At 66.4% G+C, this 15498-nt stretch carries 17 protein-coding genes; 10 read left to right on the top strand and 7 right to left on the bottom strand.

Translation table 11 applies throughout. The annotated features are described in order from the left end of the window. Position 1: 1 nt before the first annotated feature. Both NS355_RS16880 and ald read right to left on the bottom strand, forming a co-directional pair. Positions 2-214, bottom strand: coding sequence for a DUF3072 domain-containing protein (locus NS355_RS16880; RefSeq protein ID WP_042484874.1), 213 nt, complete (start codon positions 212-214; stop codon positions 2-4). A gap of 237 nt (positions 215-451) precedes the next feature. Continuing rightward, positions 452-1558 (bottom strand): alanine dehydrogenase, encoded by a 1107-nt coding sequence (gene ald / locus NS355_RS16875; RefSeq protein ID WP_058746743.1) that lies wholly within the window; start codon positions 1556-1558, stop codon positions 452-454. Positions 1559-1686: 128 nt separating this feature from the next. On the opposite strand from ald, the gene NS355_RS16870 reads away from it, so the two are divergent. The 3 genes from NS355_RS16870 to NS355_RS16860 all read left to right on the top strand — a co-directional run bounded on the left by NS355_RS16870 (position 1687) and on the right by NS355_RS16860 (position 5142). Then, a complete protein-coding gene (locus tag NS355_RS16870; protein ID WP_058746742.1) occupies positions 1687-2130 on the top strand; it encodes an Lrp/AsnC family transcriptional regulator in 444 nt (147 codons plus the stop codon). 174 nt (positions 2131-2304) lie between these two features. Next, on the top strand, positions 2305-3969 hold the full coding sequence (locus NS355_RS16865; RefSeq protein ID WP_058746741.1) for an amidohydrolase: 1665 nt from the start codon (positions 2305-2307) through the stop codon (positions 3967-3969). 99 nt (positions 3970-4068) lie between these two features. Continuing rightward, on the top strand, positions 4069-5142 hold the full coding sequence (locus tag NS355_RS16860; RefSeq protein ID WP_058746740.1) for a choice-of-anchor A family protein: 1074 nt from the start codon (positions 4069-4071) through the stop codon (positions 5140-5142). A gap of 86 nt (positions 5143-5228) precedes the next feature. Here NS355_RS16860 and ctrA read toward each other — a convergent pair whose 3' ends face one another. The 3 genes from ctrA to NS355_RS16845 form a co-directional block, all read right to left on the bottom strand. Continuing rightward, on the bottom strand, positions 5229-5930 hold the full coding sequence (ctrA, locus tag NS355_RS16855; RefSeq protein WP_042484892.1) for a response regulator transcription factor CtrA: 702 nt from the start codon (positions 5928-5930) through the stop codon (positions 5229-5231). A 100-nt stretch (positions 5931-6030) separates the two neighbouring features. Beyond that, positions 6031-7125, bottom strand: a complete 1095-nt coding sequence (locus NS355_RS16850; protein WP_058746739.1) for an AI-2E family transporter — start codon at positions 7123-7125, stop codon at positions 6031-6033. After that, positions 7122-8045, bottom strand: a complete 924-nt coding sequence (locus NS355_RS16845; protein WP_058746738.1) for a LysR family transcriptional regulator — start codon at positions 8043-8045, stop codon at positions 7122-7124. Before NS355_RS16845 ends, NS355_RS16850 begins: the two co-directional genes overlap by 4 nt. A gap of 141 nt (positions 8046-8186) precedes the next feature. Here NS355_RS16845 and NS355_RS16840 point away from each other — a divergent pair, with 141 nt between their 5' ends. Continuing rightward, the gene (locus NS355_RS16840) at positions 8187-8921 is read left to right on the top strand and encodes a pirin family protein (RefSeq protein ID WP_058746762.1); all 735 of its coding nucleotides are present in this window, start codon (positions 8187-8189) and stop codon (positions 8919-8921) included. Between the two features lie 29 nt (positions 8922-8950). Further along, complete coding sequence (gene wrbA, locus NS355_RS16835) at positions 8951-9553, top strand: NAD(P)H:quinone oxidoreductase (RefSeq protein ID WP_058746737.1); 603 nt, start codon at positions 8951-8953, stop codon at positions 9551-9553. Positions 9554-9700: 147 nt separating this feature from the next. On the opposite strand, the gene NS355_RS16830 is transcribed toward wrbA, so the two are convergent. After that, complete coding sequence (locus tag NS355_RS16830; RefSeq protein WP_058746736.1) at positions 9701-10477, bottom strand: M15 family metallopeptidase; 777 nt, start codon at positions 10475-10477, stop codon at positions 9701-9703. A gap of 49 nt (positions 10478-10526) precedes the next feature. On the opposite strand from NS355_RS16830, the gene NS355_RS16825 reads away from it, so the two are divergent. After that, complete coding sequence (locus NS355_RS16825; protein ID WP_058746735.1) at positions 10527-11168, top strand: RluA family pseudouridine synthase; 642 nt, start codon at positions 10527-10529, stop codon at positions 11166-11168. Positions 11169-11179: 11 nt separating this feature from the next. Continuing rightward, positions 11180-11605: an alternative ribosome rescue aminoacyl-tRNA hydrolase ArfB gene (gene arfB / locus NS355_RS16820; RefSeq protein ID WP_058746734.1), complete on the top strand. Its 426-nt coding sequence runs from the start codon at positions 11180-11182 to the stop codon at positions 11603-11605. Between the two features lie 178 nt (positions 11606-11783). Here the strand turns inward: arfB and NS355_RS16815 are convergent, their stop codons facing one another. Beyond that, on the bottom strand, positions 11784-12161 hold the full coding sequence (locus NS355_RS16815; protein WP_058746733.1) for a hypothetical protein: 378 nt from the start codon (positions 12159-12161) through the stop codon (positions 11784-11786). A gap of 125 nt (positions 12162-12286) precedes the next feature. On the opposite strand from NS355_RS16815, the gene NS355_RS16810 reads away from it, so the two are divergent. From NS355_RS16810 to NS355_RS16800, 3 genes are all read left to right on the top strand, one after another. After that, a complete protein-coding gene (locus tag NS355_RS16810; protein ID WP_058746732.1) occupies positions 12287-13249 on the top strand; it encodes an ArsR/SmtB family transcription factor in 963 nt (320 codons plus the stop codon). Beyond that, positions 13246-14187, top strand: coding sequence for a methylenetetrahydrofolate reductase (gene metF, locus NS355_RS16805; RefSeq protein ID WP_058746731.1), 942 nt, complete (start codon positions 13246-13248; stop codon positions 14185-14187). The genes NS355_RS16810 and metF overlap by 4 nt, the downstream gene beginning before the upstream one ends. 251 nt (positions 14188-14438) lie before the next feature. Then, on the top strand, positions 14439-15485 hold the full coding sequence (locus NS355_RS16800; protein ID WP_058746730.1) for a homocysteine S-methyltransferase family protein: 1047 nt from the start codon (positions 14439-14441) through the stop codon (positions 15483-15485). Positions 15486-15498 lie beyond the last annotated feature (13 nt).

The following is a 15498-nucleotide window of genomic DNA, read 5'->3' as shown; positions in this document are numbered from 1 at the left end:
CTTACTGGCCTCGGCCGGTCTTTTCCTGAAGCGCGTCGATCCGCTTGGAGGCGTCCGCCTTGGTCAGCGTATCGTCGAACGGTTCGCCCGCCTCTTCGGACAGGGTCTTCAGATAACTGGCCTGCGCGCCGGTCATCTTCTCGTCGCCGGTGGTCCAGTCATCGGGGTCCTTCTCGGCGTTGGAGAAGGGTTCGGTCTTGGGGTTGTCGGTCATCGGGTGATCCTTTCGGGGGATCAACGGCGATGTTCCAGTTTTGTTTCTTTTGGCTTGCGCGAACTTCCTCAAGCCCTTGTGGTGTAGGGCAGGGCATGCGCTTCGACCTCGCTCAGCGTGAACGGAGCGGGGGATCAAATCTCGAAACCCGTTCAGCCTGAGCGAAGTCGAAGGCCATGGGCAACATCTGCAGCCATGGCGCGGATCGACTTCGCTCAGTGCGAACGGTTGAAGGGTTTAGCCCGCCCAAGCCTCGAACGGCAGGTCGAGCGCTTCGGCGACCGCCGCGTGGCGGATCTTGCCGCCCGAGACGTTCAGGCCGTTCGCCAGGTGCGGATCGGCCTTCATCGCGGCCTCGGCCCCCATGTTGGCCAGCTTCACTGCGAAGGGCAGCGTCGCGTTGTTCAGCGCGAAGGTCGAGGTGCGGGCGACCGCGCCCGGCATGTTGGCGACGCAGTAATGGATCACACCGTCGACCTCGAACACCGGGTCCTGGTGGGTCGTGGCATGGCTGGTCTCGAAGCAGCCGCCCTGGTCGATCGCGATGTCCACCATCACCGAGCCGCGCTTCATCGTCTTCAGCATGTCGCGGGTGACGAGCTTGGGCGCGGCCGCACCGGGAACCAGCACTGCGCCGATGACGAGGTGCGCATTCTTCACCGCCGCCGCGATCGCTGCCTTCGACGCATAGGCGGTCTTGATCTGGCTGGAGAAGAACATGTCCAGCTCGGCCAGACGGTCGTTGTTGATGTCATAGATGGTGACGTCGGCGCGCAGACCGACCGCCATCTGCGCCGCGTTCACGCCCGAGACGCCGCCGCCCAGGATCGCGACCTTGGCCGGCGCCACGCCGGGCACGCCGCCGAGCAGGATGCCGCGACCGCCCTGCTGCTTTTCCAGATAATGCGCGCCGACCTGCACCGCCATGCGGCCCGCGACTTCCGACATCGGCTTGAGGAGCGGCACGCCGCCGCGCGGGCTGGTGACGGTCTCATAGGCGATGCAGGTCGCGCCCGACTTCATCAGCCCCTCGGCCTGCGGCTTGTCGGCGGCGAGGTGGAGATAGGTGAACAGGACGTGGTGCGGACGCAGCATGGCGACTTCGACCGCCTGCGGCTCCTTGACCTTCACGATCATCTCGGCTTGGTCGAACACTTCCGCCGCAGTGGCGACGATGCGCGCGCCCGCGTCGATATAGTCCTGGTCCTCGAAATCGATGCCCGTGCCAGCCTTGGTCTCGACGATTACCTCGTGACCGGCGGCGACCAGCTCGGCGACCGACGGCGGGGTCAGGCCGACGCGATATTCGTGGTTCTTGATTTCCTTGGGAACACCGACGCGCATGATGAACTCTCCTGAAAAACGTTATACCGATAATAGCGCCGATATCGCGGGAGAGGTGTGCAAAGCGGTCCCGGTCAATCGCATAATTTGGGATATTCTCGCGTCTTTCGCCCGTGTATCGGGATGAAATGTCCGACGCGATCGACCGCCGCATCCTGGCCCAGCTGGCCCGCGATTCCGACCTGACCAGTGCGGCACTGGGCGAGAAGGTCGGCCTGTCCGCCAGCGCCGCGCATCGCCGCGTGGCGCAACTGCGCGACAGTGGCGTCATTACCGGCTATCGCGCGATCCTGAGCCATGAGGCGCGCGGGCGGCCCTCGACCGTGATGGTCAACGTCACGCTGAAGGACCAGCGACAGGACACCATGGCGGCGTTCGAGCGCGAAATCCTGCGCTGTCCCGAGATCGTCGAGTGTTTCCTGATGAGCGGCGAGGCGGATTACATGATCCAGGTCGAGGTGCGCCGCGACGACAGCTACGAGCGCATCCATCGCGAGACGCTGGCCCGCCTGCCGGGGGTGACGCGGCTGGCCTCGCATTTCGTGATTCGCGAAGTGGTGCGGCGGTCGTGAAATCCTCCCCAGCACGGGGAGGAGGACCATGCGAAGCATGGTGGAGGAGGCGTGCTGCATAGGGCGGCCCGGGTGGAAGCCCCCCTCCGTCAGGCCTTCGGCCTGCCACCTCCCCGTGCCGGGGAGGATCTAAGCGTGCTTCCCACCTTGCCCGACACCCGATAGGGAACGGCCATGGTAAAGCAGGCTTCCTCCTCCCGCATCCTCCTCGCCGCGCTGGCGATCGCGCTGACCCCGGCTGCGGCCTTTGCCGATGCGCTGGTCGACAATGTCACGGGCCTGACGCTGGACAAGGACGGCAAGGTCGTCCGCTTCACCGGTCTGCTCCTGACCCCGGACGGCAAGGTCGTGCGGTTATTGTCGGCCAAGGACAAGCGCCCCGAGAAGCTCGACTGGCGCGCGGACATGAAGGGGCGGGTGTTGCTGCCCGGCTTCGTCGATTCGCATGGCCATGTCATGGCGCTGGGCTTCCGCCAGATCGAGCTGGACCTTGCGACCACCAAGTCGCTGGACGAGGCGAAGTCGCGGATCGCCGCCTATGTCGCGGCGAACCCGGAGCGGAAATGGATATTGGGCGGCGGCTGGAACCAGGAAAGCTGGTCCTTGGGTCGTTTTCCGACCGCCGCCGATATGGACGCCGCCGTCTCCGACCGGCCGGTCGTCATGGAGCGCGCCGACGGCCATGCCCTCTGGGCGAACAGCGCGGCGATGAAGGCGGCGGGGATCACCGCCAAGACCGTCTCGCCCGCCGGTGGCCGGATCGAGAAGGTCGGCATCCAGCCCTCCGGCGTGTTTGTCGATGCGGCCATGGCGTTGATCCAGAAGGCGATCCCGCAGCCGCTGGCCAAGGATCGCAACGCGGCCTTCCTGAAGGCGCAGAACGAACTGCTGAGCCACGGCATTACCGCGACCGCCGATATGGGCACGACGCTGGACGAATGGATGACCTATCGGCGGATGGGCGATGCCGGAAACCTGCGCGTGCGGATCATGAGCTATGGCGGCGGCGTCGACGACACGGTCCGCATCGGCGGGACCGGGCCGACGCCGTGGCTGTACAACAACAAGCTGCGGCTGGTCGGCGTGAAGCTGTACGGCGACGGCGCGCTGGGATCGCGCGGGGCGTGGCTGAAACAGCCCTATGCCGATGCGCCGGGCCAGACCGGGCTGGGTTTCATGTCGGACGACGTGATCCGCAACCTGATGAGCCGTGCGGCGATGGACAAGTACCAGATCGCCGTCCACGCGATCGGCGACCGCACCAATGCGCAGGTTCTCGACGCGATCGACGAACTGGCCGAGACCTATAAGGGCGATCGGCGCTGGCGGATCGAACATGCGCAGATCGTCGATCCGGCCGATCTGCCGCGCTTCGGCAAGCATGGCATCATCGCCTCGATGCAGCCGGTGCACGAGACGAGCGACCGCCAGATGGCCGAGGCGCGGCTCGGCCCCGCGCGACTGACGGGCGCCTATGCCTGGAACACCATGTTGAAGAACGGGGCGACCCTGGTGTTCGGTTCGGACTATCCGGTCGAGCGACCCGATCCCTTTGCAGGCTGGGCGGCGGCGATCACCCGGCAGGGCCCGGACGGCCAGCCCTATGGCGGGTGGCAGCCGCAGGAGATCGTCGGGCGCGAGGCGGCATGGCGCGCCTTCACCATGGACGGCGCCTATGCCGGGTTCGCCGAGGACCTGTTCGGGCGACTGGGGCAGGGGCAGCAGGCGGACTTCATCATCGTCGACCGCAACCCGCTGGACATCAACCCCAGCGAGTTGCGCGCCACCCAGGTCGAGGAAACCTGGATCGGCGGGCAGAAGGTGTGGGAGCGGCGCTGACAAAAAATGTTCGGATCGGCCGTCGAAACCCGCCAAATCGGATGAACCGGCGGCCGAAACGCTAACAATTTGGCAGGGGTTGCTCCGTAATCTGAGAGCATGAATAACCGTCTCCTCGCCATCGGCCTGATCGCGGCCTCCATCCCCTCGCTGGCCGTCGCCTCGCCCGTGGTCGGGATAGACGCGCTCAAGGAATGGAACCTCATCGTGCTGGGCGACCTGACCTCCAGCTCGGAGGTGGAGGGGCGGACCTTTGTCGGCGGCAATCTGAGCGGTAATTCATCCAATTACCAGATCGCCTCGGTGCCCGGTTCGACCTATGCCTTGCCCGGCCTGACGGTGGTCGGGAATGTCTTGGGCGGCACGAAGAACCTCAACAATGGCTCGGGCGCGCTGATCGGCGGGAACGTGGTCAGCGGCTTCAATCTGAACGGCGGGGTCCAGACGGTGAAGGTCGGCGGTCTGCTGTCCAACACCAACATCAACCAGAACACCGTCCTGTCCGGCCTGGGCGCGAGCGACCCCGGCTTCGTCACGGGGCTGAACCAGCAAAAGTCGCTGCTGACCAGCAGCATGACCGACCTGTCGAACAGCTATGCCGCCCTGTCCGCCACGGCGCAGGTGTCGATCAGCGGCAACCGCGCGACGTTCAACGCGGTGGCGGGGGCGAACGGCGTCGGCGTGTTCAACCTGAGCGCCGCCGACCTGACGCGGTTCGGCGAGATCGCTTTCAACCCGAATGGCGCCGATACGGTCATCGTCAATGTGCATGGCAGCACGGTGCGGCTGGACGATAATTTCCTGAACGGCGCGTCCGGCCTGGGCAAGCATGTCATCTGGAACTTTCCGGACGCGACCAGCCTGGAATTGACCACCGCCTGGAAGGGATCGATCCTCGCGCCCAAGGCGGCGGCGACCACCGGCAATTATATCGAGGGTTCGGCCGTCTTCGGCAGCCTGATCCAGAACGGCGAGTTCCATCTCGGGACCTATATCGGCACCTATGTGCCGGGCACCTTCCATCCGCCGAGCAGCTCGGGCGGGTCTTCCGGCGGGACCGGGAGCAGTGGGGGAAGCCCCGCGCCGGTGCCGGAACCGGCCAGCATGGCGTTGATGGCCGGGGGATTGGCGTTGCTCGTGCTGGCGCTTCGGCGGCGGCGGGTCGCGGTCTGATCGGCTTGGGCCACGGGAATACCCCCAAAGAAAAAGGCCGGTCCGCGCCCCCCGCGAACCGGCCTTTTTCGTAAGGACAGGAAAGGTCAGGCGACCTCGGCCTGCTCCACATCGTCGGGTTCGCGCAGCACATAGCCACGGCCCCAGACCGTCTCGATATAATTCTCGCCGTCACAGGCCAGGCTGAGCTTCTTGCGCAGCTTGCAGATGAAGACGTCGATGATCTTCAGCTCGGGCTCGTCCATCCCGCCATAAAGATGGTTGAGGAACATTTCCTTGGTTAGCGTGGTGCCCTTGCGGAGCGAAAGCAGCTCCAGCATCGCATATTCCTTGCCGGTCAGGTGCACGCGGGCATTGTCGACCTCGACCGTCTTGGCGTCCAGATTGACCGCCAGCTTGCCGGTGCGGATGATCGATTGCGAATGGCCCTTGGACCGCCGGACCACGGCATGGATACGCGCGATCAGCTCTTCGCGGTGGAAGGGCTTGGTGACGTAATCGTCGGCGCCGAAGCCGAAGCTGCGCACCTTCGAGTCCATTTCGTTGATCCCCGACAGGATCAGCACCGGCGTCGAGACGCGCGCGACACGCAGCCGCTTGAGCACGTCATAGCCGTGCATGTCGGGCAGATTCAGGTCGAGCAGGATGATGTCGTAATCATACAGCTTGCCGAGATCGAGGCCTTCCTCGCCCAGGTCGGTCGTATAGACGTTGAAACCTTCGCTGCCGAGCATCAGCTCGATCGCCTTGGCAGTCGTCGGTTCGTCTTCGATCAGCAATACGCGCATCGACAGTCCCCATTTGCGAGTGATCGCCCCCCTTGCCCCGGCGACCTGACACTCCAATCATTAACCAACGTGGATGTGAACGTAAAAGGTTAATTCGTCCCTAACCTGCATTATCATTATCTTGTCTCACCCGCGCACCGGGGCCGAGCAGGCTTTGATGCTCAGCGGCCGGAATATCCTCGCCCAGAACTTCGCGCAGATACAGGCTGCGGATCAGCGTGAAGGCGACGATCAGCAGCGCGGCCGAGAAAAACAGTCCGAACAGGCCGAAAATGGTCCCGATGCCGATGATCGCGAACAGGGTGACGGCGGGCGGGATCGCGACGACCCGGCTGGTGACGAAGGGGGTGATCGCGTTGGTCTGGACCAGGCGGACGACCGCGAAGGTGATCAGCGTGCCGATGATCGCGCCAGTGCCACCCTGCGCCGCCAGCCCCAAAGCGGGCAGCATCGCCGCGATCGGTCCGACATAGGGCACGAACTCGCTAAGCCCCGTCAGCAATCCCAGCGCGGCGGCGGACGGCACCCCCGCGATCGCCAGGCCGACGCCGACCAGCACGCCCATCGTCGTCATCTGGATCAGCTGTGCCCGCAGCCACAGCCGCAGGGTCGAGCCGGTGTCGAACAGCGCATCCTCCATGGCGGGGCGCATCGACCGGGGGATCAGCAGCAGGAAACCCCGCTCATAGATTTTCGGATCGGCAGCGAAGAACAGCGCGCCGACCAGCAGCAACAGGCAGTTGAGCACGAACTCGCCCGCCCCGGACACGAGGCCGCCGATGTCGCGCGCCACGCGACTGCCCGCAAAGGCGGCGCGCACCGCGTCGACCACCTTGGCGCCGACCGGCGATTGCGATGCCCAGGCGGCAAGCTGGTCGATCAGCAACGGCAATTGCGTGACCAGCGTGTTCAGTTGCTGTCGAAAGGCGACGCCGAAGAGCCAGGCGAGAAAGCCCAGCACCGCCAGCACCGTGGCGATCGACAGGGTCAGCGACCGCTTCGGCCCGATCGGCAGGTGATCGGCATAGAGGTCGGCAATGGCGTGGATGACGATCGCGCCCAGGATCGATCCGAAGGCCAGGATCAACAGGTCTCCCGCCCGGAACAGCGCGGCGGTCAGCGCCAGGATGAGCAGGGTCAGGACGATGCGGCGGATGAAGCGCGCATCGCTGTCGTCGGGACGCAGCCGGTTCATCGCACGGTTTCCATGCCTTGCGCGGCGATGCACGGATCGCGCACCCGGTCGGCCAGCCAGGCGATCAGCGCCTCGACCCGCGCGGGGCGCAAGGGGCTGGGCGGGGTGAGCAGGTGGAGCCCGATCGGTGGCGGGGTCCAGTCCTCCAGGATGGCGACCGCTCGGCCCGAGGCGAGGTGCGGTCCGATAATGAAGCCCGGCAGCCGCGCGATGCCAAGCCCCGCCAGGACGGCGGGCACCAGCGCGTCGCCGCTATTGGCGGTCAGCGGCCCCTGCGGCCGTACCGATACCTCCGCGCCGCCGGGATGGCGGAAACGCCAGGGACCGGTGATGTTGGCATAGCCCAGCAGCCGATGCTCGCCCAGTTCGTTGGGATGACCGGGCGTGCCATGCTCGGCCAGATAGGCGGGTGAGGCGATGATATGGGTGGAGATGCCGCACAGCCGACGCGCGCGTAACGAACTGTCGGGCAGGTCGGCGATGCGCAGCGCGATGTCATAGCCCTCCGCCACGATATCGACCCGCGCATCGGACAGGCTGAGTTCGATCTCGATGCCGGGATGCGCGGCCAGGAAGTCGGCGATGACGGGCGCGATATTGGTGACGCCGAACGACATGGGTGCGGCCAGCCGGATGCGGCCTGCCGGCGCGCTGGCGGCGTCGCGCGCGGCCTCCTCGGCGGCGCGGGCCTCGGCCAGGATGCGCGCGGCGTGGTCGGCGAGCGGCTTTCCCGCCTCGGTCAGGGCCAGGCGGCGCGAGGTGCGGTGGAACAGCGACTGGTTGAGCTGCGCCTCCAGGCGGGTGATCGCCTTGGACACGGTGGCTTTGGACAGACCGATCGCATCGGCGGCGGCGCTGAACGATCGATGCTCGACCACGGCGGCGAAGATCGCCCAGGCTTCCAGATCCGGCAGACGCATCGACACCCCTCATGCCACTCGCGCGACCCGGCAAGGGCTCGGCTTCGCGCTACAATGAACGTGGAAACGATCGGTTTCCAGCGTTTCCGTTTACGCGCCCATAATCGGCCCTATCTTGTCGGCAACCAAGGGAGAAATTCCATGACTGCCATGACTGCCGAAAAGGGCATCGACCGCCGCAGCTTCGAAAGCCTGGGCCATGCGAACCATGGCTGGCTGGACGCGCGGCACCATTTCTCGTTCGCCAATTACTATGATCCCGCCCGCATGGGTTGGGGCGCGATCCGGGTGTGGAACGACGACGTCATCGCCCCGAATTCGGGCTTTCCGCCGCATCCCCATGCCGACATGGAGATCATCACCTATGTCCGCACCGGCGCGATCACGCACCAGGACTCGATGGGCAATGTCGGCCGCACCGCGGCGGGCGACGTTCAGGTGATGAGCGCGGGTTCGGGCGTGCGCCATGCCGAGTATAATCTCGAGTCCGAGCCGACGACGCTGTTCCAGATCTGGATCGAGCCGCGCAGCCGGGGCGGACAGCCGAGCTGGGGCGCCAAGCCGTTCCCGAAGGGCGAACGCTCGGGCAAGTTCGTGACGCTGGCCAGCGGGTTCGACGAGGATGGCGATACGCTGCGCATCCGCGCCGATGCCCGCGTGCTGGGCGCGACGCTGCGCGCCGGGGAAAGCCTGGAGCACAATGTGGGCGAGGGGCGTCACGCCTATCTCGTACCTGCCACCGGGCGGATCGAAATCGACGGTGTGCCGTTCGCGGCTCGGGACGGTGCGGCCCTTTTGGCCAAGGAGCCGGGTGGCCGGACCGTGACGATCACCGCGATCGAGGATGCCGAGATCGTTCTGGTCGATTCCGAATAAGTTCGTTTTCTGCGAAGGGAGTAACTGACATGGCCAAGGTTCTGGTCCTTTATTATTCGTCCTACGGTCATATCGAGCAGATGGCCGATGCCATCGCCGAGGGCGCCCGTGCCGGCGGTGCCGAGGTGGATATCCGCCGCGTCGCCGAGACCGCGCCCGCCGAGGTGGTCGCCGCCGCGCATTTCAAGACCGACACCGCGCATCCCGAGATCGAAGGTCCCGACGCGCTGACCCAATATGATGCGATCATCGTCGGCACGCCGACCCGCTATGGTCGGATGGCGAGCCAGATGGCGGCCTTCTGGGACACGACGGGTGGCGTCTGGATGAAGGGCGGTCTTGTCGGCAAGGTCGGCGGCGCCTTCACCTCGACCGCCAGCCAGCATGGCGGGCAGGAGACGACCCTGTTCTCGGTCCTGACCAACCTGATCCATCACGGCATGACCATCGTCGGCCTGGACTATGGCTTCCAGGGCCAGATGGGCGTCAAGGAAGTCCATGGCGGCACGCCCTATGGCGCGTCGACGCTGGCCGACGGCGACGGCAGCCGCCAGCCGAGCCAGGTCGATCTGGACGGCGCCCGCTATCAGGGCAAGCGCATCGCCGAGACGGCCGTCAAGCTGTTCGGATGATCGGAGGACGGGGGTGCCGATGGGCGCCCCCGCTTTTCGCGCATGCCGGGCATAGCCTTCGACTTCGCTCAGGCTGAACGGAGTTTGAGGATTGGGGCACCCCCAACAGACGTTCAGCCTGAGCGAAGTCGAAGGGCAAGGGAAACCCTACCGCCGCTTGCCCTTCTTCTTGATCGGAGCAGGCGGAGCCGCCACCACCGGCAACGGCGGCTGGCTCGACACCACGACCCTCAACGGATCGCGTATCCCCGGATCGGCGGGATACTGGGCCCGCGCCCTGGCGAACACCAGGCGTGCCTGCGCCGCCCCCGGCTCACCGGGACTGGTCCCGACCCAGCGCCAATGCCACGGCTCCCACTTCACCCGCTGCCTGTTGCCCGCCGGAAAGCTCATCTCGAAGCCGAAGCGCCGCGCATTCGCGAAGAGCCAGCGCGCCGCCGGGGAGGCGGCCATGCACGCCTCCGCATCCGGGCAGCCCCGAGCGGGCCGCACCGCGAAGTCGATCGCATAGCCGGTCGCATGTTCGCTATAACCCGCCGGCGCGACCGAGATGGCGCGCTCGGCGGCGGATACGCTGCGGTCGCGGCAGAAGACGTTGCGCTGGCGGGCGACCTCGCGGTGGCAGGACAGGCCGCGCAATTCTCCTCCGACCGCCGGGTCGGCCCTGGCCGCATCGAGCAAATGTTGCAGGTCCGCCAGTATCGCACGGTGGACCCTGCAATAGGGCTTCAGCCCGAACCCGGCGGGGGCGGGCACGATGTCCTGGTCCGATGCGTCGCCATAGGGGAAATGCCCCGCGACCCGCCCATCGGGCCCCGGCGGCGGCAACGCGCCGTCGCAGGATTGCGCCTGCACCGCGGCGGGCAGCATGGCGAAGAGCAGCAGCGCCAGAAAACGCAGGAAAGCGGCAGGAGCGGTCGGCATGACGCGCGCGGCTCTGGCATGTCGGCGCGCACGGTGGCAAGGGAGCGCGATGCACGGAGATCGCGTTCTTTTCATCGACGGCGAAGCGCTGGTAATCGACAAACCGGCGGGCTTGCCCGTGGATCGGCCCCGCAACGGGTCGATCAGCCTCGAAAACCATCTGGAATCGCTGAAGTTCGGCTTCAAGCGCTGGCCCCATGCGGTCCATCGGCTGGACCGCGATACCAGCGGCTGCCTGCTCCTGTCGCGCAACCCCAAGGCCCATGCCCGTTTCCAACAGGCGTTCGAGGCGGGGCTGGTCGAGAAGCGCTATCTGGCGGTGCTGAACGGTCTGGTCGAGGGCGAGGGGATGATCGAGCTTCCGCTCGCCAAGGTGTCGACGGTGGAGGAAGGCTGGCGGATGGTCGCCGATCCGTCGGGCAAGTCGGCGCGGACCGGTTGGCGCGCGTTGCGTCATGAGGATGGCCGCACGCTGGTCGAGTTCCGGCCCGAGACCGGCCGCACGCACCAGATCCGCGTCCATGCGGCCACCGGCCTGGGTGCGCCGGTCGTCGGCGATCCGGTTTACGGTGCGGGGGAGCCGGGGGGCATGTTGCTGCACGCCGCCAGCCTGACCGTGCCGCGCGGCGAGAAGGATCCGATCACCGCCGGGGCACCGGTCCCGGAACGCTTCGGCATCTTCCAGAACTAGGTGGACATGCGATGGCGCTGATCCCCGTCACCCGCGCCATTGCGATCGACGAGCGCGAGATCGCCGAGAGCTTCACCAGGGCTTCCGGGCCGGGCGGGCAGCATGTCAACACGACCGACAGCGCAGTGTTGCTGCGTTTCGACGTGGGCGGCTCGCCCAGCCTGCCCGAGGCGGTGAAGATGCGGCTCGCCGTGCTGGCCGGACAGCGGCTGAGCAAGGACGGCGTGCTGACCCTGCGCGCCGATGCCAGCCGCTCGCAGGAAATGAATCGGCGCGAAGTGCGCGAGCGGCTGGTCGATCTGATCCGCGAGGCGACGATCGTGCCGAAGAAGCGGCGACCGACCAAGCCGACGCGGGCGTCGCAGACGCGGCGGGTCGATGCCAAGAAGGGGCGGGCTCAGGTTAAGGCGGGCAGGGGGAAGGTTCGGTTCGATTGAAGCGTCGGGGCGCGGCCTTCGACTTCGCTCAGGCTGAACGGACGTTTGGCTGAGTACCCAATTCCCTCAAGCCGTTCAGCCTGAGCGAAGTCGAAGGCCACGCGAACCGCTCTCCAAAAAGAAAACGGGCCGACGATTGCTCGTCGACCCGCTTCCATGATCCGAAAGGATCGATCCCTTAGCGGCGGACATCCTCGCCCGCACGGACCAGCGCGTTGCCGGTCGCTTCGCGCGCCTTGGCGGTGCCGTTCTCGATCTTGTCCCCGGCGCGGTCCAGGCCACGATCAATATTGTCACCCGCACGATCCGCCTGCGCGGCGGCGCGATCCCCGGCGCGGTCGAGCTTGTCGCCCGCCTTGTCCATGGCATTCTCGGCCGAGTTCAAAGCCTTGGCGGTCGCGGCCTCGACATCGTCCGAAGCGTTCTGCGTCGTCGCCTTCACGTCCGAGCCGATCGCGTCGGCGGCCTGCTTGGTCTGCTGCTGAGCGTTTTCGCTGCACGCGGCCAGCGAGATCGCAGCGGCACCGGTCAGGGCGAGGATAAGGGCCTTCTTCATGGCAATCACTCCCGTTTCAAACATCTGATCGGCGTGCCAACGCAGATCAACCGTTTCGGGTCCGAGCCGGTCTCGATGAATTCGCTCCGTTGACCGCATATAAAGATATCTTTATATCGTGATCCATGGCCAACGCGCTCGAAATCTTTCGCGCCCTCAGCGATCCGACGCGGTTGCGCATATTGGCGCTGCTGCGCTCGATGGAGCTGTCGGTGGGCGAACTGGCGCAGGTGCTGGGGCAAAGCCAGCCGCGCGTCAGTCGCCATGTGAAGATTCTGGTCGATGCCGAACTGGCCGAGCGCCGCAAGGAAGGCAGCTGGGTCTTCGTCGCGCTGGGCGACCGTGAGGCGGTGGAGCCGATGACGGCGGCGCTGGATCGCTGGACGGCGGAGACGCCCGACCCCTGGGTGGTCGCCGATGTCGCGCGACTGGCGGCGGTACGCGCCGACCGGGCGGCAAGTGCGGCGGCCTGGTTCGAGGATCATGCGGGCGAGTGGGATGCGATCCGCTCGCTCCACGTCGCGGACAGCGAGATCGAGGAGGCGATGGCGGGCCTGATCGGCGAGGGCGATCTGGGCGCGCTGATCGATATCGGCACCGGCACCGGGCGGATGCTGGAGCTGTTCGGCGACCGGGCGGAGAGCGCGCTGGGCATCGACCGCTCGTCGGAGATGCTGCGGCTCGCCCGCGCCAAGCTGCATGGACGCGCCAATACCGAGTTGCGGCAGGCGGACCTTTATGCGCTGCCCATGGGCGACGGCGCGGCGGACATCGCGATCCTGCACCATGTCCTGCACTTCGCGCAGCTGCCCGGCGCGGCGATCGCGGAGGCGGCGCGGGTGCTGGGGCCGGGCGGACGGTTGCTGATCGCGGACTTCGCTCCGCATGATCGCGAGGAATTGCGGCAAAAGGCGGCGCATAGCCGTCTGGGCTTTGCCGATGAGCAGATGGCCGGCTGGTTCGGCCCCGCCGGGCTGGCGCTGGCCGAGACGAGGACGCTGGAGGGCGGTGAACTGACCGTCAAGCTCTGGCTGGGTGTGAAGAAGGGGCTTCGGCCCGTCGAGACGAATAGGGTGAGGGCGGCATGACGAACACGATCCTGACGCGGGCCGAGGCCGCGCTGGCGCATGAGGAACCGCTGTTCGCCGATGTGGGCGGCGATATTGCGGTCAGCTTCGAATTCTTCCCGCCCAAGACGGAGAAGATGGACGCGCAGCTTTGGGATGCGATCCGCACGCTGGAGCCGCTCGACCCGCGTTTCGTCTCGGTGACCTACGGCGCGGGCGGCTCGACCCGTGAGCGCACCCACGCGACCGTCGCGCGCATCCAGCGCGAGACGACGATGGACGCGGCGGCGCACCTGACCTGTGTCGAGGCGACCCGCGAGGAGATCGATCAGGTCGCGCAAGAATATTGGGCGGCGGGCGTGCGGCATATCGTCGCGCTGCGCGGCGATCCCCCCGCCGAGGGGGCGCGCTTCGTCAGTCATCCGGGTGGTTATGAGAATGCCGCCGACCTGGTTGCGGGGCTCAAGAAACTGCACCCGTTCGAGATTTCGGTCGCGGCCTATCCAGAATGCCACCCGGACTCGGTCGACAAGCAGGCCGATATCGACAATCTGAAGCGCAAGATTGATGCGGGGGCGACCCGCGCGATCACCCAGTTCTTCTTCTCGCCCGAGGCCTATTTCCGGTTCCGCGATGCGGCGGCGGCGGCGGGGATTACCGCCGAGATCGTGCCGGGCATCCTGCCGGTGTCGAACGTTGCACAGACCCGCAAGTTCGCCGCCATGTGCGGGGCGCGCATTCCTGACTGGATGGACCGTCTGTTCGAGGGTCTGGACGATCATCCCGCCGCGCGCCAGCTGGTCGCCGCGACCATCTCGGCCGAGATGTGCCGTCGGCTCTATGCTGGCGGGGTGAAGGGTTTCCACTTCTATACGCTGAACCGCGCCGAGCTGGCCTATGCGATCAGCCATTTGCTGGGCGTGCGGGGGAAGAAGGCCGAGGCGGTCGCGGCGGCGTGATCTTTACGCTTCGGGGGTAGGGGCGGCACGATGTAGGGCGTCGCCTGCGGCTTTCCCTCCCCCGGCCCCTCCCGCCTGCGGGAGGGGAGTGACGAAATTGAGGGTCAAGGTTGGCGATAGCGCATGACCGATGACCCAGGCACGCCCCTCCCGCAAGCGGGAGGGGATGGGGGAGGGCAGGGCCACAGGCAAATCGTCTGAGGCTTCCCTCCCAAAAGAAACAACCGCTCGCCAGAGCAGGAGCAAGACCGATGACGACCCGCGACACCTTTCTGGCCGAAGCCGCCAAGCGCATCCTGATCACCGATGGCGCGTTCGGCACCGAGATCCAGAACTGGAAGCTGGACGAGGCCGCCTATGCGGGGACGCTGAGCCTGACCCACGACCAGAAGGGCAATAACGACATCCTGGCGCTGACCAAGCCCGAGGTACCCGAGGCGATCCACCGCGCCTATTTCGAGGCGGGCGCGGACATCGCTGAGACCAATACCTTCTCCGCCAACCGGATCAGCCAGGCCGATTATGGCGCGGAGCATCTGGTGCGCGAGATCAATGTCGAGAGCGCAAAGCTCGCCCGCCGTCTGGCCGACGAATATCAGGCGAAGGATGGGCGCCCCCGCTTCGTCGCGGGCGCGATCGGGCCGACCAACAAGACTCTGTCGCTGTCGCCGGACGTCAACGATCCGGGCTATCGTGAGATCGACTTCGATTACCTGAAGGACGTCTACCGCGAACAGATCGACGCGCTGGTCGAGGGGGGCGCGGACTTCATCCTGATCGAGACGGTGTTCGACACGCTGAACGCCAAGGCCGGGATCATGGCGGTGATCGAGGCGGGCGAGGCGCTGGGCCGCGAGATCCCGATCATGCTGTCGATGACGCTGACCGATCTGTCGGGCCGTAACCTGTCGGGTCACACCGTCGAGGCCTTCTGGCATGCGGTGCGCCATGCCCGCCCGGTGACGATCGGGCTGAACTGCTCGTTCGGCGCGGAGCAGCTGCGCCCGCATGTGAAGACGCTGAGCGAAATCTGCGACACGCTCATCATGATCTACCCCAATGCCGGGTTGCCCAACGAACTCGGCGCTTATGACGAGGCGCCCGTCACCACCGCCGGTCTGGTCGGCGAATGGGCGGTCGAGGGGCAGGTCAATGTGCTGGGCGGCTGCTGCGGCTCGACGCCGGCGCATATCAAGGCGATTGCCGACATGGTGAAGGGCATGAAGCCTCGCAGCGTCCCGACTCCGCCGGTCGTCACCCGCCTCGCCGGGCTGGAGCCGTTCACCATGGCGGCCTAATCGATCCTCCCCG

This window comes from Sphingomonas yabuuchiae (assembly GCF_001477495.1).
In the GTDB taxonomy this organism is placed as follows: Bacteria; Pseudomonadota; Alphaproteobacteria; order Sphingomonadales; family Sphingomonadaceae; genus Sphingomonas; species Sphingomonas yabuuchiae_A.
This window is presented reverse-complemented; position numbering and strand designations above follow the sequence as displayed.

Coding starts and splice junctions, on each gene's coding strand:
- arfB (WP_058746734.1), top strand. CDS start 11,180: ATGGCGCTGATCCCCGTCACCCGCGCCATTGCGATCGACGAGCGCGAG.
- NS355_RS16865 (WP_058746741.1), top strand. CDS start 2,305: ATGGTAAAGCAGGCTTCCTCCTCCCGCATCCTCCTCGCCGCGCTGGCG.
- NS355_RS16845 (WP_058746738.1), bottom strand. CDS start 8,045: ATGCGTCTGCCGGATCTGGAAGCCTGGGCGATCTTCGCCGCCGTGGTC.
- NS355_RS16830 (WP_058746736.1), bottom strand. CDS start 10,477: ATGCCGACCGCTCCTGCCGCTTTCCTGCGTTTTCTGGCGCTGCTGCTC.
- NS355_RS16840 (WP_058746762.1), top strand. CDS start 8,187: ATGACTGCCATGACTGCCGAAAAGGGCATCGACCGCCGCAGCTTCGAA.
- wrbA (WP_058746737.1), top strand. CDS start 8,951: ATGGCCAAGGTTCTGGTCCTTTATTATTCGTCCTACGGTCATATCGAG.
- metF (WP_058746731.1), top strand. CDS start 13,246: ATGACGAACACGATCCTGACGCGGGCCGAGGCCGCGCTGGCGCATGAG.
- NS355_RS16815 (WP_058746733.1), bottom strand. CDS start 12,161: ATGAAGAAGGCCCTTATCCTCGCCCTGACCGGTGCCGCTGCGATCTCG.
- NS355_RS16825 (WP_058746735.1), top strand. CDS start 10,527: ATGCACGGAGATCGCGTTCTTTTCATCGACGGCGAAGCGCTGGTAATC.
- ald (WP_058746743.1), bottom strand. CDS start 1,558: ATGCGCGTCGGTGTTCCCAAGGAAATCAAGAACCACGAATATCGCGTC.
- NS355_RS16850 (WP_058746739.1), bottom strand. CDS start 7,125: ATGAACCGGCTGCGTCCCGACGACAGCGATGCGCGCTTCATCCGCCGC.
- NS355_RS16880 (WP_042484874.1), bottom strand. CDS start 214: ATGACCGACAACCCCAAGACCGAACCCTTCTCCAACGCCGAGAAGGAC.
- ctrA (WP_042484892.1), bottom strand. CDS start 5,930: ATGCGCGTATTGCTGATCGAAGACGAACCGACGACTGCCAAGGCGATC.
- NS355_RS16870 (WP_058746742.1), top strand. CDS start 1,687: ATGTCCGACGCGATCGACCGCCGCATCCTGGCCCAGCTGGCCCGCGAT.
- NS355_RS16800 (WP_058746730.1), top strand. CDS start 14,439: ATGACGACCCGCGACACCTTTCTGGCCGAAGCCGCCAAGCGCATCCTG.
- NS355_RS16860 (WP_058746740.1), top strand. CDS start 4,069: ATGAATAACCGTCTCCTCGCCATCGGCCTGATCGCGGCCTCCATCCCC.
- NS355_RS16810 (WP_058746732.1), top strand. CDS start 12,287: ATGGCCAACGCGCTCGAAATCTTTCGCGCCCTCAGCGATCCGACGCGG.